Annotated in this window: 22 protein-coding genes; 17 read left to right on the top strand and 5 right to left on the bottom strand. The window is 72.6% G+C overall.

Features of this window, described 5'->3' with window-relative positions; all coding sequences use genetic code 11:
- Positions 1–62: 62 nt before the first annotated feature.
- The 6 genes from recN (at position 63) to AC0HI0_RS23670 (ending at position 6,033) form a co-directional block, all read left to right on the top strand.
- Complete coding sequence (gene recN, locus AC0HI0_RS23695) at positions 63–1,841, top strand: DNA repair protein RecN (RefSeq protein ID WP_480925695.1); 1,779 nt, start codon at positions 63–65, stop codon at positions 1,839–1,841.
- Positions 1,838–2,497 (top strand): hypothetical protein, encoded by a 660-nt coding sequence (locus tag AC0HI0_RS23690; protein WP_480925694.1) that lies wholly within the window; start codon positions 1,838–1,840, stop codon positions 2,495–2,497. The genes recN and AC0HI0_RS23690 overlap by 4 nt, the downstream gene beginning before the upstream one ends.
- Complete coding sequence (locus AC0HI0_RS23685) at positions 2,494–3,165, top strand: hypothetical protein (protein WP_480925693.1); 672 nt, start codon at positions 2,494–2,496, stop codon at positions 3,163–3,165. The genes AC0HI0_RS23690 and AC0HI0_RS23685 overlap by 4 nt, the downstream gene beginning before the upstream one ends.
- The gene (locus AC0HI0_RS23680; protein WP_480925692.1) at positions 3,162–3,842 is read left to right on the top strand and encodes a hypothetical protein; all 681 of its coding nucleotides are present in this window, start codon (positions 3,162–3,164) and stop codon (positions 3,840–3,842) included. The genes AC0HI0_RS23685 and AC0HI0_RS23680 overlap by 4 nt, the downstream gene beginning before the upstream one ends.
- A gap of 71 nt (positions 3,843–3,913) precedes the next feature.
- Positions 3,914–5,098 carry a putative cytokinetic ring protein SteA gene (gene steA, locus AC0HI0_RS23675; protein ID WP_480925691.1) on the top strand — a complete coding sequence of 395 codons (1,185 nt, stop codon included), beginning with the start codon at positions 3,914–3,916 and terminating at the stop codon, positions 5,096–5,098.
- The gene (locus AC0HI0_RS23670) at positions 5,095–6,033 is read left to right on the top strand and encodes a copper transporter (RefSeq protein WP_480925690.1); all 939 of its coding nucleotides are present in this window, start codon (positions 5,095–5,097) and stop codon (positions 6,031–6,033) included. The genes steA and AC0HI0_RS23670 overlap by 4 nt, the downstream gene beginning before the upstream one ends.
- Positions 6,034–7,338: 1,305 nt before the next feature.
- On the opposite strand, the gene AC0HI0_RS23665 is transcribed toward AC0HI0_RS23670, so the two are convergent.
- From AC0HI0_RS23665 to AC0HI0_RS23655, 3 genes are all read right to left on the bottom strand, one after another.
- A complete protein-coding gene (locus AC0HI0_RS23665; RefSeq protein ID WP_480925689.1) occupies positions 7,339–9,786 on the bottom strand; it encodes an ATP-binding cassette domain-containing protein in 2,448 nt (815 codons plus the stop codon).
- Between the two features lie 98 nt (positions 9,787–9,884).
- Positions 9,885–10,295: a VOC family protein gene (locus tag AC0HI0_RS23660; protein ID WP_480925688.1), complete on the bottom strand. Its 411-nt coding sequence runs from the start codon at positions 10,293–10,295 to the stop codon at positions 9,885–9,887.
- A gap of 10 nt (positions 10,296–10,305) precedes the next feature.
- Positions 10,306–10,746 carry a helix-turn-helix transcriptional regulator gene (locus tag AC0HI0_RS23655; protein WP_480925687.1) on the bottom strand — a complete coding sequence of 147 codons (441 nt, stop codon included), beginning with the start codon at positions 10,744–10,746 and terminating at the stop codon, positions 10,306–10,308.
- A gap of 298 nt (positions 10,747–11,044) precedes the next feature.
- Between AC0HI0_RS23655 and AC0HI0_RS23650 the strand changes: the two genes are divergently transcribed.
- Together AC0HI0_RS23650 and AC0HI0_RS23645 are read left to right on the top strand one after the other, a co-directional pair.
- Positions 11,045–12,736 (top strand): CTP synthase, encoded by a 1,692-nt coding sequence (locus AC0HI0_RS23650; protein ID WP_480925686.1) that lies wholly within the window; start codon positions 11,045–11,047, stop codon positions 12,734–12,736.
- A complete protein-coding gene (locus tag AC0HI0_RS23645; protein ID WP_480925685.1) occupies positions 12,733–13,347 on the top strand; it encodes an NUDIX domain-containing protein in 615 nt (204 codons plus the stop codon). The genes AC0HI0_RS23650 and AC0HI0_RS23645 overlap by 4 nt, the downstream gene beginning before the upstream one ends.
- A gap of 99 nt (positions 13,348–13,446) precedes the next feature.
- On the opposite strand, the gene AC0HI0_RS23640 is transcribed toward AC0HI0_RS23645, so the two are convergent.
- Positions 13,447–13,968: a helix-turn-helix domain-containing protein gene (locus AC0HI0_RS23640; RefSeq protein WP_480925684.1), complete on the bottom strand. Its 522-nt coding sequence runs from the start codon at positions 13,966–13,968 to the stop codon at positions 13,447–13,449.
- Between the two features lie 225 nt (positions 13,969–14,193).
- Between AC0HI0_RS23640 and AC0HI0_RS23635 the strand changes: the two genes are divergently transcribed.
- On the top strand, positions 14,194–14,565 hold the full coding sequence (locus AC0HI0_RS23635; RefSeq protein ID WP_480925683.1) for a DUF2752 domain-containing protein: 372 nt from the start codon (positions 14,194–14,196) through the stop codon (positions 14,563–14,565).
- A gap of 10 nt (positions 14,566–14,575) precedes the next feature.
- On the opposite strand, the gene AC0HI0_RS23630 is transcribed toward AC0HI0_RS23635, so the two are convergent.
- Complete coding sequence (locus tag AC0HI0_RS23630) at positions 14,576–15,163, bottom strand: DUF1707 domain-containing protein (RefSeq protein ID WP_480925682.1); 588 nt, start codon at positions 15,161–15,163, stop codon at positions 14,576–14,578.
- Positions 15,164–15,231: 68 nt separating this feature from the next.
- Between AC0HI0_RS23630 and ald the strand changes: the two genes are divergently transcribed.
- From ald to AC0HI0_RS23590, 8 genes are all read left to right on the top strand, one after another.
- Positions 15,232–16,341, top strand: a complete 1,110-nt coding sequence (gene ald / locus AC0HI0_RS23625; RefSeq protein WP_480925681.1) for an alanine dehydrogenase — start codon at positions 15,232–15,234, stop codon at positions 16,339–16,341.
- Positions 16,338–17,234 (top strand): site-specific tyrosine recombinase XerD, encoded by an 897-nt coding sequence (gene xerD / locus AC0HI0_RS23620; RefSeq protein ID WP_480925680.1) that lies wholly within the window; start codon positions 16,338–16,340, stop codon positions 17,232–17,234. The genes ald and xerD overlap by 4 nt, the downstream gene beginning before the upstream one ends.
- Before the next feature lie 137 nt (positions 17,235–17,371).
- Positions 17,372–17,692 carry an ArsR/SmtB family transcription factor gene (locus AC0HI0_RS23615; RefSeq protein WP_480925679.1) on the top strand — a complete coding sequence of 107 codons (321 nt, stop codon included), beginning with the start codon at positions 17,372–17,374 and terminating at the stop codon, positions 17,690–17,692.
- A gap of 94 nt (positions 17,693–17,786) precedes the next feature.
- On the top strand, positions 17,787–18,758 hold the full coding sequence (locus AC0HI0_RS23610) for a ParA family protein (protein WP_480925678.1): 972 nt from the start codon (positions 17,787–17,789) through the stop codon (positions 18,756–18,758).
- Positions 18,755–19,084 (top strand): hypothetical protein, encoded by a 330-nt coding sequence (locus tag AC0HI0_RS23605; protein ID WP_480925677.1) that lies wholly within the window; start codon positions 18,755–18,757, stop codon positions 19,082–19,084. Before AC0HI0_RS23610 ends, AC0HI0_RS23605 begins: the two co-directional genes overlap by 4 nt.
- Entirely contained in the window at positions 19,081–19,929 is an 849-nt protein-coding gene (locus AC0HI0_RS23600; RefSeq protein ID WP_480925676.1) for a segregation and condensation protein A, read from the top strand. The genes AC0HI0_RS23605 and AC0HI0_RS23600 overlap by 4 nt, the downstream gene beginning before the upstream one ends.
- Positions 19,926–20,627 (top strand): SMC-Scp complex subunit ScpB, encoded by a 702-nt coding sequence (gene scpB / locus AC0HI0_RS23595; RefSeq protein ID WP_480925675.1) that lies wholly within the window; start codon positions 19,926–19,928, stop codon positions 20,625–20,627. Before AC0HI0_RS23600 ends, scpB begins: the two co-directional genes overlap by 4 nt.
- Positions 20,620–21,360: a pseudouridine synthase gene (locus tag AC0HI0_RS23590; protein ID WP_480925674.1), complete on the top strand. Its 741-nt coding sequence runs from the start codon at positions 20,620–20,622 to the stop codon at positions 21,358–21,360. Before scpB ends, AC0HI0_RS23590 begins: the two co-directional genes overlap by 8 nt.
- Positions 21,361–21,767: the final 407 nt, after the last annotated feature.

Raw genomic sequence — 21,767 nt, 5'->3', positions numbered from 1 at the left:
GTTCGCCCGACACTCCCACCCGAACGCACCAGGCGCGCCGGTCGCCCAGTAGTGTGCGCGCTGTGCTGGCCGAGATGCGCATCCAGGGCCTCGGTGTGATCGACGAGGCCACCCTTGAACTCGCCGAGGGCTTCACCGTGGTGACGGGGGAGACCGGCGCCGGCAAGACCATGGTCGTCACGGGTCTCCACCTGCTCGGTGGTGGCCGGGCGGAGGCGTCCCGCGTGCGCAACGGCGCGGACAAGGCCGTCGTCGAAGGGCGGTTCCAGGCACCTGCGGGCAGCCCGGCCGCGAAGGTCGCCGAAGAGGTCGGCGGCGAACCCGACGACGACGGCAGCGTCATCGCCATCCGCACCGTCGGCGCCGACGGCCGGTCCCGCGCCCACCTGGGCGGCCGGTCCGTGCCGGTGGGCGTGCTGGCCGAGCTGGCCGAGCAGCTGCTGGCCGTGCACGGGCAGAACGACCAGCTGCGGCTGCTGCGGCCGACCGAGCAGCGCGCGGTGCTGGACCGGTTCGCCGGCGACGACGTGGGCGCGCCGCTGCGCAAGTACCAGAAGATCCGCGACGAGTGGCTCAAGGTCGCCGCCGAGTACACCGAGCGCACCGAACGGGCGCGGGAACTGGCGCGTGAGGCCGAGCTGCTGCGGCACGGCCTCACCGAGATCACCGCCGTCGACCCGAAGTCCGGCGAGGACGTCGAGCTGCACGACGAGGCCCGCCGGCTGGCCGACGCCGACCAGTTGCGCGAAGCCGCCTCGGGCGCGCAGTACGCGGTGGCCGGTTCGCCCGACGGCGACCCGGACACGCCCGGCGCGCTCGGCCTGATCGGCGAGGCGCGCCGCCGGCTCGCCTCCTCCGAGGACCCGAAGCTGCGCGACCTGGAGCCCCGGCTGGTCGAGGCGGAGACGCTGCTGACCGACGTGGGCGCGGAGATCGCCTCCTACCTGGAGCACCTGGACGCCGACCCGGCGCGGCTGGAGCACGTGCTGGCCCGGCAGGCCGAGCTGAAGGCGCTGACCCGCAAGTACGCCGCCGACGTCGACGGCGTGATCGCGTGGGCGGCGGACGCGTCCTCCCGGCTGGCCGGGCTGGACACCTCCGACGAGGCGCTGGCCGCGCTCGCCGCGCGCCGCGACAAGCTGGCCGTGGAACTCGCGGGCTACGCCGAGCAGGTCACCGCGGAGCGCACGACCGCGGCCGCCGAACTGGGCAAGGCGGTGTCCGAGGAGCTGACCGGGCTGGCCATGCCGCACGCGAACGTCGAGGTGGCGGTCCGGCCGAGGGTCGCCGAATCCGGTGACCCGCAGGCGGTGACGGTCGGCGGCCGGTCGCTGCACGCCGGCGCGTCCGGCGTGGACGACGTGGAGCTGCGGCTGATCGCGCACCCCGGCGCGCCCGCGCTGCCGGTGCACAAGGGCGCGTCCGGCGGCGAGCTGTCCCGGGTGATGCTCGCGCTGGAGGTCGTGCTGTCGCACTCCGACCCGGTGCCCACGCTGGTGTTCGACGAGGTCGACGCGGGCGTCGGCGGGCGCGCCGCGGTCGAGGTCGGCCGCAGACTGGCCCGGCTGGCGCGCAGCCACCAGGTCATCGTGGTCACCCACCTGCCGCAGGTCGCGGCGTTCGCCGACCGGCACCTGGTGGTCGACAAGACCGCGGACGGGATCCTCACCCGGTCCGGGGTCCGGGTGCTGGACGAGGCGCAGCGCGTCGTCGAACTCGCCCGGATGCTGGCGGGCATGGACTCCACCGACACCGGCCGGGCGCACGCCGAGGAGCTGCTGGCCGCGGCGAAAGCCGACAAGGACAGCGTTCCGGTGGTGCGGCGGAAGAAGAAGAAATGAGCCGGCGAGCGCTCGGGGTCGCCCTCGCGGTGATCGCCGCGGCGACCTCGGTCCTGGCCACCTTCCTGCCCTACAGCTGGATCGGCACCAACCTGGGCGCCACCCGGTTCGGGTTCACCACGACCGGGTGGGACAAGTACACCGAAGCCGGCCCGCTGCCCGACCTCGGGCCGCAGGCGCAGACCGGCGTGCCGGTCGTCATCGCGGCCGTCCTGCTCGCGGTCGGCGCGGCCCTGGTGTTCCTGCCCCCGCACCAGCGGCGGGCCGGCCAGTACACGGCGGTCGCCGCGACCGGGCTGCTCATCGGCTCGGTGTGGACGACGTTCGCCGTCGTCACGGCCGGCTTCACGCCGACCTTCCGCGACGCGGAGATGACCCTCGCCCACGAGTACGGCGTCGGCCTGTGGCTGCTGGTGGCGGCGTGCGCGGTGGCGATCGCGGCCACGGTGTTCCTGCACGGCGAACCCGCCGCACCCCGTCCCGCTCCGGAAGGCGTGATCGTGCACAGGCCGCAAGACGAGACCGACGACGACACCCCGCCGTTCGGCATCTCGGTGCCCGTCCTGCCCGAGGGCTACCTGGGCCCGGACCACCCCGCGCCCGGTGCGGCCGCCGGCCCCGCCGACCGGACCGACGCGCCGGAGCGGACGACGTGACCCGGCGGGTGGCGGGCGTGGTGGCGCTGCTGATCGCCGCGGTGCTGGTGTTCGCCGGGACGTTCCTGCCGCTCTACACGCAGCTGTGGGACCTCGGCGGCACACCCCGCTTCATCTGGACGATCGAGCAGACGTCGTGGCTGGTGCGCAGCGACCGGCAGGCCGTGTTCGGGCGGGGCGCGCTGTTCGGCGTGCCGATGGTCGTCGGGGCGCTGCTCATGGTGCTCGGCGCGGCACGCGCGGGCGTGCGGTGGGGGCGGCTGCTCGCGTTCGCCGGTTCGCTGCTGCTGATGGGCGGCACGTGGGCGGTCGCGCAGTACGTGTTCGCCATGCACTTCGTCGACAAGCCCGACGACGTGAACATCACCACCACCATTGGGCCCGGCATGTGGACGCTGCTGGTCGCTGGTGTGCTCGCGGTCGCGGGCGGGCTCCTCGTGCAGGAGTGGCCGCCCCGCGCGCCCCGACCGGAAGGAGCCGTCGTGTACCAGATCGAGGGTGCCGACGACGACACGCCGCCGTTCGGCATCCCCGTCGCCGAACTGCCGGTCACCACGTTCGGCGACCCCTACCCGGCGGGTACCGGAGTCGGTGCCGACGTCGATCCCACCCCGCGCCCGGGAACCGGCACCGGGGTGGGCGAGCCGGGCGGGAGAACCGGGCCGTGACCCGCAAGGCGCTGGGCGTGGTCGCGCTCGCCGTGGGCGCGCTGCTGGTGTTCGCCGGCTGCGTGCTGGAGCTGTACCGGCTCGACGGGCCGAGCACCCCCGGCACCGGCGGGTTCGCGTTCACCCCGTGGAACGTCGATTTCAAGTCCGAGCGCGCGACGCCGCCCAGTACCCAGCGCAGCCCCCAGTGGGGGTACGCGCTGGTCCTGGCCGGGGCGCTGGCCGCGTTCGCCGCCGCCACCCAGTTCCGGTCCGGCCGGCTCGCGACCGTCGGCCGGCTCGCGTCGGCGGTGGCCATCGGCCTGGTCGGAGCCACCACGTGGGCCGCGTCCACCACGGTCACCACGCTGTTCGGCGGCGGCCGGGAACCGTCGCCGAGGTTCCACCTGGTCGTCGGCTCCGGGCTGTGGACGCTGATCACCGCGTGTTCGGTGCTCCTGGTCGGGACGCTGCTGGTGCAGGACTGGCCCGCCCTCGTGCCCCGACCCGAAGGCCCGGTCGTCCACCGGGTCGGCGGCCACGACGACGACACCCCGCCGTTCGGCATCCCCCTCCCGGACCCGGCCGGCCCGCCCGCCCCGGACCCGACCGGCCCGCCCGCCGCCGCGCCCGGGGTCGACCGTACGAGCGAAGACCATCCCCCTACCGGGGGTAATCCGTCCACTGTGGAACAGTGACCTGGCTGACCTGCCCGGACCGCTCGGCGTGTTAGCCCGGAACCTGCCACGACGTGAGTCACCATCGGGTAATGAAGCTCTCCGGGTTGCTCAGCCGCACGAACCACGAACTGCCAGGTGTCACCGGCGTGGCGCGGGTCGATCGTCGGTCCGGCGACCTGCTGCGCAAGCTCAGCCCGGGTGACATCGCCGTGCTCGACCACGTCGACATCGACCGCCGCACCGCCGAGGCGCTGGTCAGCGCCGAGGTCGTCGGGGTGGTCAACGCGTCGCCGTCCATCTCCGGCCGGTTCCCCAACCTCGGGCCCGAACTGCTCATCGAGGCGGGCATCCCGCTGATCGACGGCGTCGGCACCGGCGTGCTGCGGGAGCTGAAGGACGGCACCAAGCTGCGGCTGCACGAAGGCGCGGTCTACGCGGGCGAGAAGGAGGTCGGGCGCGGCGTCGAGCAGAGCGCCGAATCCATCGCCGACGCGATGATCGAGGCGAAGGCCGGGATGGCCGCGCAGCTGGAGGCGTTCTCCGCGAACACCATCGAGTTCCTGCGCCGCGAACGCGCCCTCATCCTCGACGGCATCGGCGTGCCCGAGGTGTTCGTCCCGGTGCGCGACCGCCAGGTGCTGGTCGTCGCGGGCGGCCCCAAGCACGCCGAGGAGCTGCGCAGGCTGCGCAAGTACATCCGCGAGTACCGGCCGGTGCTGGTCGGCGTCGACGCGGGCGCGGACACCCTGCACGACGCCGGGTACAAGCCGGACATCATCGTCGGCGACCCGGACGGCATCGGCACCGAGACGTTGAAAGCCGGCGCAGAGGTCGTGGTGCCCGCCCAGACCGACGGCCACGCGCCCGGCCTGGAGCGCATCCAGGACCTGGGGATCGGCGCGGTGACCTTCCCGGCCACCGGCAACGCCGAAGACCTCGCGCTGCTGCTCGCCGAGGCGCACGGCGCGTCGCTCGTGGTGACCGTCGGGTTGCAGGCCGGGCTGCGCGAATTCCTGGACCGGGGGCACTCGGGCTCCAACCCGTCCACGTTCCTGACCAGGTTGAAGCTCGGCAGCAAGCTGGTGGACGGCGAGGCCGTCGCCACGCTGCACCGCAGCCGGGTGTCGCTCGGGGTGATGTTGTTGCTGGTCCTCGCCGCCGTGATCGCCATGGTGGCGGCACTGGCGGTGTCCGGGGTGGGGCAGGCGTACGTCGATGTGGCGGTGGACGGGTTCCGGTCCGTCGTCGACTGGTTCAAGGGGCTGTTCTCATGATCTCGATGCGCTACCACATCGTCTCGATCACGGCGGTGTTCCTGGCGTTGGCCGTAGGGGTGGTCCTCGGCTCGACCGCGATCAGCAGCAGGCTGCTGTCCGGGTTGACCGACGACAATTCTTCGTTGGGCAAGGAAGTCGCCGACTTGCAGGCGTCGCAGAACGGGTTGAACGCGAAACTCGCCGACGCGGACCGTTTCGCGACCTCGATCGGCCCGCTCGCGGTGAAGGGATTGCTGGCCGAGCGGACGGTCGTCCTGGTGACGACCGCCGACGCCAAGCCGAATGACCGCGACGCGCTGGTCGAATTGCTCCGGTCGTCCGGGGCGGCGGTCACCGGCGAATTGCAGCTGACCGACGCGTTCACCGATCCGAAGAAAGCCGACCAGCTGCGCGACCTGGTGGCCAGGCTGCAACCGGCCGGGACCCAACTGCCGACCGGCGGCGACCCCGGCACCCGCGCCGGCGGGCTGCTGGGGGCGTTGCTGCTGCTGAACAAGGACAACAACCAGCCGCAGGCGTCGCCGGACGAGAGCGCGGCGGCACTGGCCGGCCTGTCGGCGGCGGGCTTCGTGAAGCCGGGGCAGGGGCTGCGGCCCGCGCAGTTGGCGGTGGTGTTGACCGGCGGGTCGGTGTCCGGCGACTCGGCGGGCGACCGCGCGGCGACGGTGGCCAGGTTCGCGACCCAGCTGGACCGGTCCGGTGCCGGGACGGTGCTGGTCGGTGGTGAGGGTTCGGCGAACGGGACCGGCGCGGTGGGCGTGGTGCGGGCGGACACGGCGGCGACGTCGGTGCTGTCGACCGTGGACAACATCGGAACGGCGGCGGGCCGTGTGGTGGCGGTGCTGGCGCTGCGCGAACAACTGGAAGGAAAATCCGGGCGGTATGGGGTGGCGGGGAATGCGGAAGCCCCGGCACCGGGTGCGGTGGGGTAAGACGGTGGAGTAACGCGGCGGGTGGGGCGGTGCGGGTAACGCAGTAGGCCGAGTGGTGGGGTAGAGTGGTGAATGTCAGATACGGGAACGACGAATCGGTACAAGCGTCACCCCATTCGGTGAAGCTCCAAGGATTCCGGCACTAATCGGGAACCCCATTCGTTGCCGTAAATAAACGGACACGCCCCGCGGCACCCAAGCCCTGCCCACCCTGCCCACCCTCAAGTCGCCCTTAGCTTCCGCCCTCCGACCCATTCCCCTGTCCCTCCCGACCCCTGTCCCACCCACGTCCGTCCCCTCCGAACCAAGCTCGGCACGGACTGATCGCGGACGAACGAATCGCGGACCGGGAACGGGGAACGGACGGATGCTCGCCCAGTGGTCTGCGCTCGACCGCGAAGCTCGACGGCCAAGCTCGACAGCCAAGCTCAGGCTCGACAGCCAAGCTCAGGCTCGACAGCCAAGCTCAGGCTCGACAGCCAAGCTCAGGCTCGACAGCCAAGCTCAGGCTCGGCGGCTTGAGTTCGGCAGGTCGCCCACGGCAGCTGGTCGGCCAGCCGGTGGCCGTCGAACTTGGCCGTCGAGCCTGAGCGGAGCCGGCGGGCGGTGTTTCCGATCACGCGATGCGGGCCGACGCAGTTGCCTGACCGCTCCGGCTGCTAACTGCCCGGCTGCTAACGGTCCCGGCTGCGTGCCCTCGCTCTAGGCGCGTGCTGTGGCTGCGTGCTCGCGCTGCCTCTGCGTGCTCCGACTGTGGCTACATGGTCCGGCTGCCTGCCCTGGAGGTGGGCCGGGTCCAGAGGACGGGGCAGCCGACTGTCCCGACGCATCCCGACGCTTGGGTGCGCTTGGCGGACGAGCCTGGATGCCGAGCACCAACAGGCGTTGCGGACGGATGGTGCACGGATGGATGCTCGCCCGCTGCCCGCTGCCCGCTGCCCGCTGCCCGCTGCCCGCTGCCCGCTGCCCGCTGCCCGCTGCCCGCTGCCCGCGAGGCGTTCGCAGGGGCCAACGCCCGCTGGCCCTTCGCCCCAAGCCCCTTTGCCCGCCCTGCCACGGGCCGCAGGCTGGCGGCGCGCCTTGCCGCGTGAGGCGGGGAGGCGCACCTACTTCCCTGTGGGAGCTGGATGCAGGGGCTGCGGGAGCTGGGTTGCGAGCGACGGGCAAGCGGGCAGCGGGCGGAGGGGCTTTGGGGCGAAGGGGCTGGGCTCGGAGGGTGGGCTTTGGGTTACGCGGCAGCGAGGCCGCTTGTGGCAACGTGGCCGCGAGGGGGAGGGCGAGCGTGGGCGCGGGCGTAGGCGCGGGTTACGCGCCTACGTAGGTGGCCAGGTGTTGGGCGGTGAGGGTGGAGCGGGCTGCTACGAGGTCGGCGGGGGTGCCTTCGAAGACGATTTGGCCGCCGTCGTGGCCTGCGCCGGGGCCCAGGTCGATGATCCAGTCCGCGTGGGCCATGACGGCTTGGTGGTGTTCGACCACGATCACCGACTTGCCCGAGTCCACCAGGCGGTCCAGCAGGCCCAGGAGTTGTTCCACGTCGGCCAGGTGCAGGCCGGCGGTGGGCTCGTCCAGGACGTAGATGCCGCCCTTCTCCGCCATGTGGGTGGCCAGTTTCAGGCGCTGGCGTTCGCCGCCGGACAGCGTGGTGAGCGGCTGGCCCAGGCTCAGGTAGCCCAGGCCCACGTCGGCCAGGCGTTGCAGGACGGCGTGGGCGGCCGGGGTCCGGGTTTCTCCGGTGCCGAAGAACTCCTCGGCCTCGGTCACCGACATCGCCAGCACCTCGCTGATGTCGCGGCCGCCGAAGTGGTGGTCCAGGACCGACGGTTCGAAGCGCTTGCCCTCGCACATCTCGCACGTCGTCGCGACGCCGGCCATCATGCCCAGGTCCGTGTAGATCACGCCGGCGCCGTTGCAGTTGGGGCAGGCGCCTTCCGAGTTCGCGCTGAACAGCGCCGGCTTCACCCCGTTGGCCTTGGCGAACGCCTTGCGGATCGGGTCGAGCAGGCCGGTGTAGGTCGCCGGGTTGCTGCGCCGGGAACCCCGGATCGCGCCCTGGTCCACCGACACCACGCCCTCGCCCGCCGGGATCGAGCCGTGCACCAGCGAACTCTTGCCGGAGCCCGCCACCCCCGTCACCACGACCAGCACGCCGAGCGGGATGTCCACGTCCACGTCGCGCAGGTTGTGCTTCGACGCGCCGCGGATCTTCAGCGCTCCCTTCGGCGCGCGCACCGCTTCCTTGACCGACGCCCGGTCGTCGAAGTGCCTGCCGGTGATCGTGTCGGACGCCCGCAGCCCCTCCACGGTGCCCTCGAAGCAGACCGTGCCGCCGCCGGTCCCCGCGCCGGGACCGAGGTCGACCACGTGGTCGGCGATCGCGATCGTCTCCGGCTTGTGCTCCACGACCAGCACCGTGTTGCCCTTGTCGCGCAGCCGCAGCAGCAGGTTGTTCATCCGCTCGATGTCGTGCGGGTGCAGGCCCGTCGTGGGCTCGTCGAACACGTAGGTGACGTCGGTGAGCGACGACCCGAGGTGGCGGATCATCTTGACCCGCTGCGCCTCGCCGCCGGACAGCGTGCCCGACGCCCGGTCCAGCGACAGGTAGCCCAGGCCGATCTCGACGAACGACGCCAGCGTGTGGTGCAGCGTCGCGAGCAGCGGCGCGACCGACGGTTCGGCCAGCCCGCCGACCCACTCGGCCAGGTCGCTGATCTGCATCGCGCACGCGTCGGCGATGTTGATCCCGGCGATCTTCGACGACCGCGCGCCTTCGCTGAGGCGGGAGCCGCCGCACTCGGGGCACGTGGTGAAGGTGACCGCCCGGTCCACGAACGCCCGGATGTGCGGTTGCAGCGACTCCTTGTCCTTGGACAGGAACGACTTCTGGATCTTCGGGATCAGCCCCTCGTAGGTGAGGTTGACGCCGTCGACCTTGACCTTGACCGGGTCCTTGTACAGGAAGTCGTTGAGTTCCTTCTTGGTGTACTTGCGGATCGGCTTGTCCGGGTCGACGAAACCGGACTCGGCGTAGACCCGCACCGTCCAGAAGCTGTCGGACTTCCAGCCGGGGATGGTGAACGCGCCCTCGGACAGCGACTTCGAGTCGTCGTAGAGCTGCGTGAGGTCGATGTCGGACACCGAACCCCGGCCCTCGCAACGCGGGCACATGCCGCCGGTGACGGTGAAGCTGCGCCGTTCCTTCACGGTCTTCCCGGCGCGCTCCATGGTGACCGCGCCCGCGCCGCTGATCGAGGCGACGTTGAACGAGAACGCCTGCGGCGAGCCGATGTAGGGCTTGCCGATCCGGCTGAACAGGATGCGCAGCATCGCGTTCGCGTCGGTGGCGGTGCCGACCGTGGACCGGGTGTCGCCGCCCATCCGCTGCTGGTCCACGACGATCGCGGTGGTCAGGCCGTCGAGCACGTCGACCTCGGGACGCGCGAGCGTCGGCATGAAGCCCTGCACGAACGCGCTGTAGGTCTCGTTGATCATCCGCTGCGACTCGGCGGCGATCGTGCTGAACACCAGCGAACTCTTGCCCGAGCCGGACACGCCGGTGAACACCGTCAGCCGGCGCTTGGGCAGTTCGACGCTGATGTCCTTGAGGTTGTTCACGCGCGCCCCGTGCACGCGGATCAGGTCGTGGCTGTCGGCTTCGTGCAGCCCCTCGGGCCGGGGTGCCGCGGACTTGGGCGCCGCGGACTTGGGCGCTGCGGATTGGGGGGCCGCCGACCGGGGCGTCGTCTTCCTGGCCATGCTCGTCGTGTCTCCATCTGTCAGGCGGGGCGCGGCAACGGTCCGCCCGGTCGGTCGGGGGGAACGGGATCAGCCGGGTCGTCGGGTGGTCGGGGTGCTCAGCGCACTTCCTGGATCCGGATCAGGTTGCCGGCGGGGTCGCGGAACGCGCAGTCGCGGACGCCGTAGGGCTGGTTGGTCGGCTCCTGGACCACCTCGGCGTCGCCGGACTGGAGGCGGGCGAACGTGGCGTCGAGGTCCTTCGTCGCGAAGTTGATGCCGGCGTAGGTGCCCTTGGCCATCATCTCGGCGATGGTGCGGCGCTCGTCCTCGGTGACGCCCGGGTCGGCGGCCGGCGGGTGCAGCACGATGGACGTGCCGGGCTGGTCGGGCGGGCCGACGGTGAGCCAGTGCACCCCGCCGTACTCGACGTCGTTGCGGACCTCGAAGCCGAGGGTGTCGCGGTAGAAGGCCAGCGACTCGGCGGCGTCGTTGTGGGGGAGGTACGTCTGGTGGATGGTGATGTCCATGGCGGCCACATTAAGTCGGGGTCGAGGACCGCGCTTCTCGATTCCTGACCGGTCGCGTCACCTGTTTGGCCACGCACGCCGGCATGCCCTCGGTCGCCTGCGCCTCCTGGTTGCGGTAGGTGCTCGGGGGCACGCCGACCAGCTCGGTGAAGCGCGTGCTGAAGGTGCCCAGCGAGGAGCAGCCGACCGCGAAGCAGACTTCGGTGACGCTGAGGTCGCCGCGGCGCAGCAGGGTCATCGCGCGCTCGATGCGCCGGGTCATCAGGTAGCCGTACGGCGACTCGCCGTAGGCGTTGCGGAACTCGCGGCTGAGGTGCCCGGCGGACATGTGGGCACCGCGCGCGAGTGCCTCGACGTCCAGCGGCTGCGCGTACTCGCGGTCGATCCGGTCGCGGACGCGCCGCAGCCGCGCGAGGTCGCGCAGGTGGTCTGCGGCCGATTTGCTCGTCACCCGCGCGATCGTGCCACACCGGGGGGCCGGCGGGCGGGGGACGCCGGTCCGCGCGGCGCACGTCACGGTGGCCCGTCCGTGCTGGTCGGGCACGCTCCGCGACCGGGCTCGGCGCGGGTCCGCCGGGGGCGGTGGCCGGCCGGTCGGGGCGGCGGCGGGCCCACCACGGTCGGGGCTAGGCCATCCGAGTGATGGTTTGCCGGACCAGGAGCGCGCTCGGTGACCGGTGGCGTGTTAGCGTTAGGGCCCGTGGACAGGGCCGGTTGCCCTGCGGAACTTCAGACCACGGGGAGCCTCCTTGGTGCTTCAGGCACGTACGACCAAGCACGTTTTCGTCACCGGGGGCGTGGCCTCCTCCCTGGGCAAGGGACTCACCGCCTCCAGCCTCGGCCAGTTGCTGACCGCCCGGGGCCTGCGGGTGACCATGCAGAAGCTGGACCCGTACCTCAACGTGGACCCCGGCACGATGAACCCCTTCCAGCACGGCGAGGTGTTCGTCACCGACGACGGCGCGGAGACCGACCTCGACATCGGTCACTACGAGCGGTTCCTCGCCCGCGACCTGTCCGGGGACGCCAACGTCACCACCGGGCAGGTGTACTCCGAGGTGATCGCCAAGGAGCGGCGCGGCGAGTACCTGGGCGACACGGTCCAGGTGATCCCGCACATCACCGACGAGATCAAGCGCCGGATCCGGGCGATGGCTGAGCCCGGCGCGGACGGCGTCGCGCCGGACGTGGTGATCACCGAGGTCGGCGGGACCGTGGGCGACATCGAGTCGCTGCCGTTCCTCGAAGCCGCCCGCCAGGTCCGCCACGACGTGGGCCGCGACAACGTGTTCTTCCTGCACGTCTCGCTGGTCCCCTACCTCGCGCCCTCCGGCGAGCTGAAGACCAAGCCGACCCAGCACTCGGTCGCCGCGCTGCGCAACATCGGCATCCAGCCCGACGCCATCGTGTGCCGCGCGGACCGGGAGATCCCGGACGCGCTCAAGCGCAAGATCGGCCTGATGTGCGACGTCGACACGGAGGCCGTGGTCGCCGCGGTCGACGCGCCGTCGATCTACGACATCCCCAAGGTGCTGCACGGCGAGGGCCTCGACGCCTACGTGGTGCGCCGGCTCGGGCTGCCGTTCCGCGACGTCGACTGGACGGTGTGGGGCGACCTGCTCGACCGCGTGCACAACCCGGCCGAGCGGGTGCGGATCGCGCTGGTCGGCAAGTACGTCGACCTGCCGGACGCGTACCTGTCGGTCACCGAGGCGCTGCGCGCCGGCGGGTTCGCCAACCACGCCAAGGTCGAGGTCGTGTGGGTGCCGTCCGACGAGTGCCAGACGCCCTCCGGCGCGGCGCACGCGCTGGCCGGGCTCGACGGCGTGCTGATCCCCGGCGGGTTCGGGGTGCGCGGCATCGAGGGCAAGATCGGCGCGATCACCTACGCGCGCACCCGGGGCATCCCGCTGCTGGGCCTGTGCCTGGGGTTGCAGTGCCTGGTGATCGAGGCGGCGCGCAACCTCGCGGGCATCACCGACGCGAACTCGGCCGAGTTCGACGAGGGCGGCTCGCCGGTGATCAGCACCATGGCCGACCAGCAGGACGTGGTCGCCGGGCAGCGCGACATGGGCGGCACGATGCGGCTGGGCGCCTACCCGGCCAAGCTCGTGCCGGGTTCGCAGGTCGCGCGCGCGTACGGGGTGGCCGAGGTGTCCGAGCGGCACCGCCACCGCTACGAGGTGAACAACGCCTACCGGGACAAGCTCGGCAAGGCCGGGCTGGTGTTCTCCGGGACGTCGCCGGACGGGCGGCTGGTCGAGTTCGTGGAACTGCCCGAGGACGTGCACCCGTTCTTCGTCGCGACCCAGGCGCACCCGGAGCTCAAGAGCCGGCCGACCAGGCCGCACCCGCTGTTCGCGGCGTTCGTGAAGGCGGCGCTGGACTACCGGCTCGCCGACCGGCTGCCGCTGCCGGAGACCGCAGGGGCGGCGAAGTGAGGCACGAGTTCAGCACCGCGTCCACGCGCGACGTGCACATCGGGCGGGTCGTCGGCCTGCGGGTGGACGAGGTCGTCATGCCCGGCGGCGGGACCGCGACCCGCGAGGTCGTCGAGCACCTGGGCGCGGTCGCGGTGGCGGCCGTGGACGAGGACGGCCTGGTCACGCTCATCCACCAGTACCGGCACCCGCTGGGCAAGCGGTTGTGGGAGCTGCCCGCCGGGCTGCTGGACTCGCCCGCCGAGCAGCCCGTGGAGGCGGCCCGGCGCGAGCTGGTGGAGGAGGTCGGGCTGGCGGCGCGCGAGTGGGTGACGCTGGTCGACGTCGCCGCGTCGCCCGGGTTCACCGACGAGGTGGTGCGGGTGTTCCTGGCCCGAGGGCTGTCCGAGGTCGAGCGGGAGATGATGGGCGAGGAGGAGGCGGACCTGGAGGTGCGGCGGGTTCCGCTGGACGACGCGGTGGCGATGGCGCTGGCCGGCGAGATCGTGAACGGCGCGGCGGTGGCCGGGGTGCTCGCGGCGCAGGCCGTGCTGGCGGGGCGGGCGCAGGGTCGCCCGGCGGACGCCCCCTTCGCGGACCGCCCGACCAGGTTCGCCGCCCGGGGCCGCTGACCCCGGTCGACAGGGTGGGCCGGACCGCTGCGGTCCGGACCGGACGTCGGTCCGCCGCCCGCGAGAGCACTCGCGGGCGGCGGACCTGTCTTTCCGGTCCTACCGGGGCCCGGGACCGTCTCGCGGCTCCCTGCTCCCGTCGACGGCCGCGCGCAGGAAACCGTCACGGTCTGCCGACCCCAACCGCAGCCCGAGCGCGTCGGCCAAGTCCCGCAGCGTCGCCACGGTGAGGCCCGGGGCGGTGCCGGATTCCAGCTGCTGGACGGTGCGCACGCCGACCGCGGCACGCTCGGCCGGTGTTCCCCGGGTCAGCCCCCGGTCCTCCCGGGTCCGGCGCAAGAGCGTCCCGAACCCGTCGGCCACCCTGGCGCGCGCCTCCAGCACGGTGACCGCCGACAGGAAGGTCTCGCGCTCGTCCGGCCCCGACCCGAGCGCGTCGGCCAGGACCTGCGCCGTCCACGACCGGGTACTGGCGAAGTCGCCGGCCTCCAGCCGCCGGATGGTGCGCACACCCGGGTCGCAGAGCACGGCCGGCTGCTCCTGAGTGAGGGCTTTGCGCTTCCGCGCTCGTCGGAGCACCGCGCCGAACTCCGCCGCCTCCGCGCCGCCCGATGGGGTCATCCGGTCACCGATTCCGCCCCCCGGCCGTCGGCCCGACTGCGCAGGTCACAGCGGCGAACAGGCCGTCACACCGGCAAGCTCTGGCGGGTTGGCCGGCCGTCGGACCCGGCGGCGATCTGCGACGCGCCGGCAACCGCGAACAGCACCACCACCGTGGCCGGGTGCGGACGTCGGACGCGCATACGTCCGGTGTGCCGAGCCGGTCCGTGCGGGACAATGGGTCGCATGGGTGTGCGGGGACCGGTCGCGGTCGCGGTGGCGGCCGTGGGGGCCGGGGTGGGGTTGGTGTTCTTCGACCCCAACGGGCCGGGGTCGGTCTGGCCGCCGTGCCCGCTCTACGCGTTGACCGGCATCCAGTGCCCTGCCTGCGGTTCCACCCGGATGGTGCACGCCCTGCTGCACGGCGACCTGGCGGCGGCGTGGCAGCTCAACGCCGTGATGCTGGTGGCCGGGCTGCCGCTGCTCGGGTGGCTGTGGCTGCGCTGGTTGCGCGCGGCCCGGCGGGACGAGCGAACGCCACCACTGCCCCCGAAGGTGGGGGTGCCGGTGGTGGCGCTCGCGGTGGTCTGGATGCTCGTGCGGAACCTGGCCTGGTGAGCCCGGGGGGCTAGTCGCGCAGCTTGCGGCCCTGGCTGTCGGTCCCGCCGTTGACCAGCAGGATGATGCCGTCGATCAGCGACCAGATCCCGCACCCGCCGCAGGTCAGCAGCTGGGCCACGCCGATCCCGGTGTCGCCGATGTAGAACCGGCCGATGCCGAACGGCAGCACCAGTTGCAGCACGCCGGCCGCGATGCGCGACTTGTCCGACAGCGGCTGACCGGTCAGCGGGTCCACGCCGTAGGGCGCGTTCGGGCCGAAGCCCGGCGGCTGGGCGTAGGCGTAGTCCACGGGCGGGTAGCCCTGCGGAGGGCCCGGCGGGCTGTAGCCGGGCGCGTTGTAGCTCGGCGGCGGGGTGGCGTAGTCGGTGGGCGGCGCGTACTGCGTCTGCGGCGGCGGCTGCAACTGCGGGTGTGGTTGCGGCAGGTCGTGGAACAGGGCCATGAGTTCGGCGGCGGTCTCGGCGGCGGTCGCGTAGCCGACCCGCTGCTCGTACTCGCCGATCTCCAGGCGGCCCGCCGCGAAGTGGTCGTTGAGCGCGCTGATGGCAGCCTCGCGCTGCTGGTTGCCGATGCGCACCTGGTGGGGTTCCGACACAACTCGCACGCTAACAGCCCGCGCCCGCCTGTTCAGCCGGAACCCGCCGGGCGACCTACGCTGACCTGGTGTTGGTCGGAATCCCTCGGGAGCTGAAGAACCAGGAGCACCGGGTCGCCATCACCCCGGCGGGCGTGGTCGAGCTGACCAGGCGCGGTCACCGGGTGCTGGTGGAGGCCCGCGCGGGCGAGGGCAGCGCCATCCCGGACGTCGAGTTCGCGGCGGCCGGCGCGCGGATCGCGCCCACCGCGGACGACGTGTGGGGCGCGGCCGAACTCGTCCTCAAGGTCAAGGAGCCGGTCGCCGAGGAGTACCACCGGATGCGGCCCGGCCAGACCCTGTTCACCTACCTGCACCTGGCCGCGGACCCCGAGTGCACGCGCGCGGTCGTCGCCGCCGGCGTCGACGCCATCGCCTACGAGACCGTGCAGCTCGCGGACGGCTCGCTGCCGCTGCTCGCCCCGATGAGCGAGGTCGCCGGGCGGATGGCCGCCCAGGTCGGCGCGCACTGCCTGGAGCGCAACCAGGGCGGGCGCGGCGTGCTGCTCGGCGGTGTGCCGGGTGTCCCGGCGGGCCGGGTCGCGGTGCTCGGCGCGGGCGTGGCCGGGATGAACGCGGCGGCCATCGCGCTCGGGTTGCAGGCCGAGGTGGTGGTGCTGGACACCAACGTCAACCGGCTGCGGCAGATCGACTTCACCTACCGGGGGCACCTCCAGACCGTGGCGAGCAACGCCTACGAGGTGGAGCAGGCGTGCCGGTGGGCCGACCTGGTGATCGGCGCGGTGCTCGTGCCCGGCGCGAAGGCGCCCCGGCTGGTGGACAACCACCTGGTGTCGACCATGCGGCCCGGCTCGGTCCTGGTGGACGTCGCGATCGACCAGGGCGGCTGCTTCGCCGACTCGCGCCCCACCACCCACGACGACCCGACCTTCCGGGTGCACGGCTCGCTGTTCTACTGCGTGGCCAACATGCCCGGCGCGGTGCCGCACACCTCGACGTGGGCGCTCGCGAACGTCACACTGCCGTACGTGATCGCATTGGCGGACAAGGGTTTCCGGCGGGCCGTGGCGGACGACCCGGCGCTGGCCAAGGGCGTGAACGCGGTGCACGGCACGATCGTGCAGGCCGAGGTGGCCAGGGCGCACAACCTGCCGCACGTGCCGCTGGCGCAGCTGTGAGCGACCCGACCGCGCGCGCCGCGATCACCTCGTTCCTCGACCACCTGGCCGTGGAGCGCGGCACCGCCCGCAACACGCTCGACTCCTACACCCGCGACCTGCGCCGCTACGCCGAGCACCTGGACGCCCGAGGCGTGGACCGGCTGTCCGGCGTGACCGAGGCGCTGGTGGGGGACTTCCTGGCGGGCCTGCGCGAATCCGGGCTCGCCGAGTCGTCCGCCGCGCGGACCCTGGTCGCGGTGCGCGGCCTGCACAAGTTCGCCCACCTCGAAGGACTGACGCCGACCGACCCGGCGCGCTCGGTGCGCCCACCCACCCCGCCGCGCCGGCTGCCCAAGGCGCTGCCGGTGGACGACGTGCTGCGGCTGCTGGACGTACCCGGCACGCTGCGCGACCGCGCCCTGCTGGAACTGCTGTACTCCAGCGGCGCGCGGATCTCCGAGGTGGTCGGGCTGGACGTGGACGACGTGGACACCGCCGAGCGGACCGTGCTGCTCGACGGCAAGGGCGGCAGGCAGCGGCTGGTGCCGGTGGGCCGCCCGGCGCTGGCCGCGCTGGATGCCTACCTGGTGCGGGCCCGCCCGACGCTGGTCAAGCGCGGTACGCCGGCGCTGTTCCTCAACGCCCGGGGCGGCCGGCTGTCCCGGCAGACGGCGTGGCAGGTGCTCAAGACCGCGGCGCAACGGGCGGGCATCACCGCCGAGGTCTCGCCGCACACCCTGCGCCACTCGTTCGCCACGCACCTGCTGGAGGGCGGCGCGGACGTGCGGGTGGTGCAGGAGCTGCTGGGACACGCCTCGGTGACCACCACCCAGGTCTACACCCTGGTCACGGTCAACACGCTGCGCGAGGTCTACGCGACCGCGCACCCCCGTGCGACCGGTGGAACGTGAGCCCTCCACGGGTACTGTGGGGCATCCCACTCGGACGTCAGCCTTTCGGGTGACGTTCGCAGGGGGTGACATCCCGCGGCCGACCACGTAGAACACAAGCCCCACCCCGGACGCGACAAGCTGGAGGAGCCGTGCCGGTGCCCAACATCGACGAGCCGGACGCCGCCGCCATCGACCTCTGCGCGGTGCTGCACGCGCTGAGCGACCCGACCCGGCTGGCCGTCGTCCTCCAGATCGAGGCCGACGGTGAGCGCTGCTGCGGCGCGCTCGCCGTGGACGTCGCCAAGTCGACGCTGTCCCAGCACCTGCGGGTGCTGCGCGAGGCGGGCATCACCCGGACCAGGGCGTGCGGGAACCAGCGGTGGGTGTCGCTGCGCCGCGAAGACCTGGACGCGCTGTTCCCCGGGCTGCTCGACGTCGTGCTCAGGGCGGCCGATCGGACCACCGCCGTGCGTTGAGAACTCCTCGCCCGCGCTACGGCGAGGCGCGTTGCCGGGTCCCGGCGGTGTGCTTAGGCTGCGCCCAGGCAGAGGACTAGGAATCGGGAAGGCGATGTCGACACCGGAACACGCGGGCCCGTGGGGCGGCCCTCCGCCGCCCACGCCACCGTCCGGTGTGCCGAGGGCGTCGGTCGAACTGAGCCTCGCCCCGCACGCCGCGCCGGCCGACGAGGACGCCGCGGAGCAGTCGGTGGGCGAAATAGGCCCCACCGGACGACCATTGCGCTTCGTGTCGGAACCACCCCTGATCGCCCACCACGGGCCGGCGAAGATCCTGGCCATCTGCAACCAGAAGGGCGGGGTCGGCAAGACCACCTCCACGATCAACCTGGGCGCGGCGCTGACCGAGTACGGCCGCCGCGTGCTGCTGGTCGACTTCGACCCGCAGGGCGCGCTGTCGGTGGGCCTGGGCGTGCACCCGCACCAGCTGGACCAGACCATCTACAACGTGATCATGGAACGCGACGTGACGGTCCGCGACGTGATCATGCAGACCCACGTCGAGGGCATGGACCTGCTGCCCAGCAACATCGACCTGTCGGCGGCGGAGATCCAGCTGGTCTCCGAGGTGGGCCGCGAGCACACCCTGGTCCGGACGCTGCGCCCGGTCATCGACCACTACGACTACGTGCTGGTCGACTGCCAGCCCTCGCTCGGGCTGCTCACGGTCAACGCGCTCGCGGCGGCCGACGGCGTCCTCATCCCGCTGGAGTGCGAGTTCTTCAGCCTGCGCGGGGTCGCGTTGTTGATAGACACCATCGAGAAGGTCAGGGAGCGGTTGAACCCCAAGCTCGAAATCACCGGCATCCTCGCCACCATGTACGACCCGCGCACCCTGCACTCCCGCGAGGTGATGGCGCGCGTGGTCGAGGCGTTCGGCGAAGTGGTGTTCGACACGGTGATCAACCGCACCGTCCGGTTCCCGGAGACGACCGTCGCCGGCGAGCCGATCACCCGGTGGGCGCCCCGCTCGGCGGGCGCGAAGGCGTACCGCGCGCTGGCGCGCGAGGTGATCGCCCGGTGACCCGACGCCCATCACTGCCGGGCGCGTCCGAACTGTTCCGCCTCACCAGCCCGTCGGTCTTCGACGCCGTGCCCGCGCAGCCCTCCGAGCAGGAGCAGGCCCCGCGCCGGGGCACCGGCCGGCAGAAGCACTCGACCAAGATCACCGTGTACGTGTCGGACGAGGAGCTGCTGGCGCTGGAGCACGCCCGGCTCGCGCTGCGCGGCGAGCACGGCCTGGCCGTCGACCGGGGTCGGGTGGTGCGCGAGGCCATCGCGATAGTGCTCGACGACCTGGAGGAGCACGGCGAGGACTCGTTGCTGGTCCGTAGGTTGCGCGAGCGGTGACCGGCGATCCACCCGTCGCCCCGACCCCTGCCGAGCCACCCGCCGACGAGCCCGTCGCGGACGGTCGCTTCAAGGTCAAGCTGACCAACTTCGAGGGCCCGTTCGACCTGCTGCTCCAGCTCATCTCGCAGCACACCCTCGACGTCACCGAGGTGGCGCTGCACCAGGTCACCGACGACTTCATCGCGCACATCCGGGCGCTGGGCGACAGCTGGGACCTGGACGAGACGACCGAGTTCCTGGTCATCGCGGCCACCCTGCTCGACCTCAAGGCGGCCCGCCTGCTGCCCGCGGGCGACGTCGAGGACGAGGAGGACCTGGCCCTGCTGGAAGCCCGCGACCTGCTGTTCGCGCGGCTGCTCCAGTACCGGGCGTACAAGCAGGTCGCCGCCCTGTTCGGCGAGCTGGAGCAGGGCGCGTACCGGCGCTACCCCCGGTCGGTGGCGCTGGAGGAGCGCTACGAGGGGCTGCTGCCCGAGGTGATGCTCGGGGTGGACGCGCGGCGGTTCGCCGAGATCGCGGCCGTGGTGTTCCGGCCCAGACCGGTCCGCACGGTGTCCACCTCGCACGTCCACCAGCACCGGGTCTCGGTGCGCGAGCACGCCGGGCTGCTGCGCGGGCTGCTCGCCGAGCGCGGCACCATGACCTTCGCCGAGGTGGTGGCCGAGTGCACCGAGACGATGGAAATCGTGGCCCGGTTCCTCGCGCTGCTGGAGCTGTACCGGGAGAAGGCGCTGGCGTTCGAGCAGCCCGACCCGCTGGGCGAGCTGCGCATCACGTGGGTCGGCGGCGCGGTCGAGGACGCCGAGGCGGAGGCCCGGGACGAGGACGAGGAGTACGGGTGACCGAGCCGGAGACCACCGCCGAGCAGGCCGTTGCCGAACCGGCCGGCGGCGCGCCGCCGCCGGCCGACGACGGGTTGTTCCCCGCGCCGACGCCCGCCGACGTGGCCGCCGACCCGGACGAGCCGGTGGCCGAGGCGGTCGAGGGGCTGCCCGACCTCACCGACGACGCGGAGTTCGAGGGCGCGCTGGAGTCCGTGCTGCTCGTCGTGGACAGCCCGATCGACGAGAAGCAGCTCGCCGGCGTGTTCGAGCAGCCGGTGAGGCGCGTCACGAAGGCCCTGCACGCGCTGGCCGCCCGGTACACCGACCGGCGCAGCGGCATCGACCTGCGTAGAATCGGCGACGGCTGGCGGTTCTACACGCGGGACCGCTTCGCGCCGTTCGTGGAGAAGCTGCTGCTCGACGGGCAGCGGGCCAAGCTCACCCGAGCCGCCCTGGAGACCCTGGCCGTCATCGCCTACCGGCAGCCCGTGACCCGGGCCCGGATCGCGGCGGTGCGCGGGGTGAACGTCGACGGGGTGATCCGCACGCTGGTCGCGCGCGGGCTCATCGCCGAGACGGGCACCGACACCGACACGGGCGGTCTCCTCTACCGCACGACCGAACTGTTCCTGGAGCGGTTGGGGCTGTCGTCGCTGGACGACCTGCCGCCGATCGCTCCCCTGTTGCCCGAAGTGGATGCGATCGACGATGTCTGACCAGGGACCCGAAGGGATTCGGCTCCAGAAGGTGCTCGCCAAGGCGGGTATCGCCTCTCGACGCGTGGCCGAGGAGCTGATCGACCTGGGCCGCGTCCAGGTCGACGGCGAGGTGGTCCGCGAGCAGGGCCGCCGGATCGACCCCGAGACGGCGGTCGTGCACGTCGACGGCGTGCGCGTGGTCCTCAAGGACGACGTGGTGACGCTCGTGCTGAACAAGCCGCGCGGCGTGCTGTCCACGATGCACGACGAGACGCACCGCCCGTGCGTCGGCGACTACCTGGCCAACCGCAAGGAACGGCTGTTCCACGTCGGCCGGCTGGACGCCGACACCGAGGGCCTGCTGCTGCTGACCAACGACGGCGACCTGGCGCACCGCCTGATGCACCCGTCGTACGGCGTGTCCAAGACCTACCTGGCCGAGGTGCCGGGCCCGGTCGCCAAGGACGTCGGCAAGCGGTTGCGCGCGGGCATCGAGCTGGAGGACGGGCCGGTCACGGTCGACTCCTTCAAGCTGATCTCCTCCGCGCCCGGCCGGGCGCTGGTCCAGGTCGTGATCCACGAGGGCCGCAAGCACATCGTGCGCCGGCTGCTGGAGGCGGTCGGGCACCCGGTGGAGCACCTGGTGCGCACCGCCGTGGGCGAGGTGCAGCTGGGCAACCAGCGCCCCGGCTCGATGCGGGTGCTCAACCGCCAGGAAGTCGGCTCGCTGTACAAGGCCGTCGGGCTGTAGGGCCCGACGGGGGTGTCCGGTCGCGACCGGACACCCCCGTTCCCCCTGGTGGAGCCCCCTCCGGCTCCACCTCACTCTTGGTACGCCGAACCCGTTGTCCAGCGTCGGCACGTGGACGCTGACCGGGTGGCGAGCGGGCGGGCGGTCCGACGTCCCGGTGGTCGAGCAGGCAGGCGCACCACTCGGCGGTGGCGCTGTCGGTGACCGCGCACCCGCCCCGACCGACGTGCACACCGCCCCTGCGCCGCCCCGACCACCGCCGGCACCTCGATGAGCTGCCTCGATCGGGACACCGACCCGGACCGGATCGGGGAGCGGATCTGCGGGACCGTCCACCCCTGCACGACCGGTGAGCAGCGGCGCGCGCACTTCCCGGACCAGCCGTTCGGCCCGCCGTGCCCCTGGCA

Source organism: Saccharothrix sp. NBAS 001 (assembly GCF_056640475.1).
Note: the sequence above shows the minus strand (reverse complement) of the source record. Positions and strands in the feature narration are given on the sequence as shown.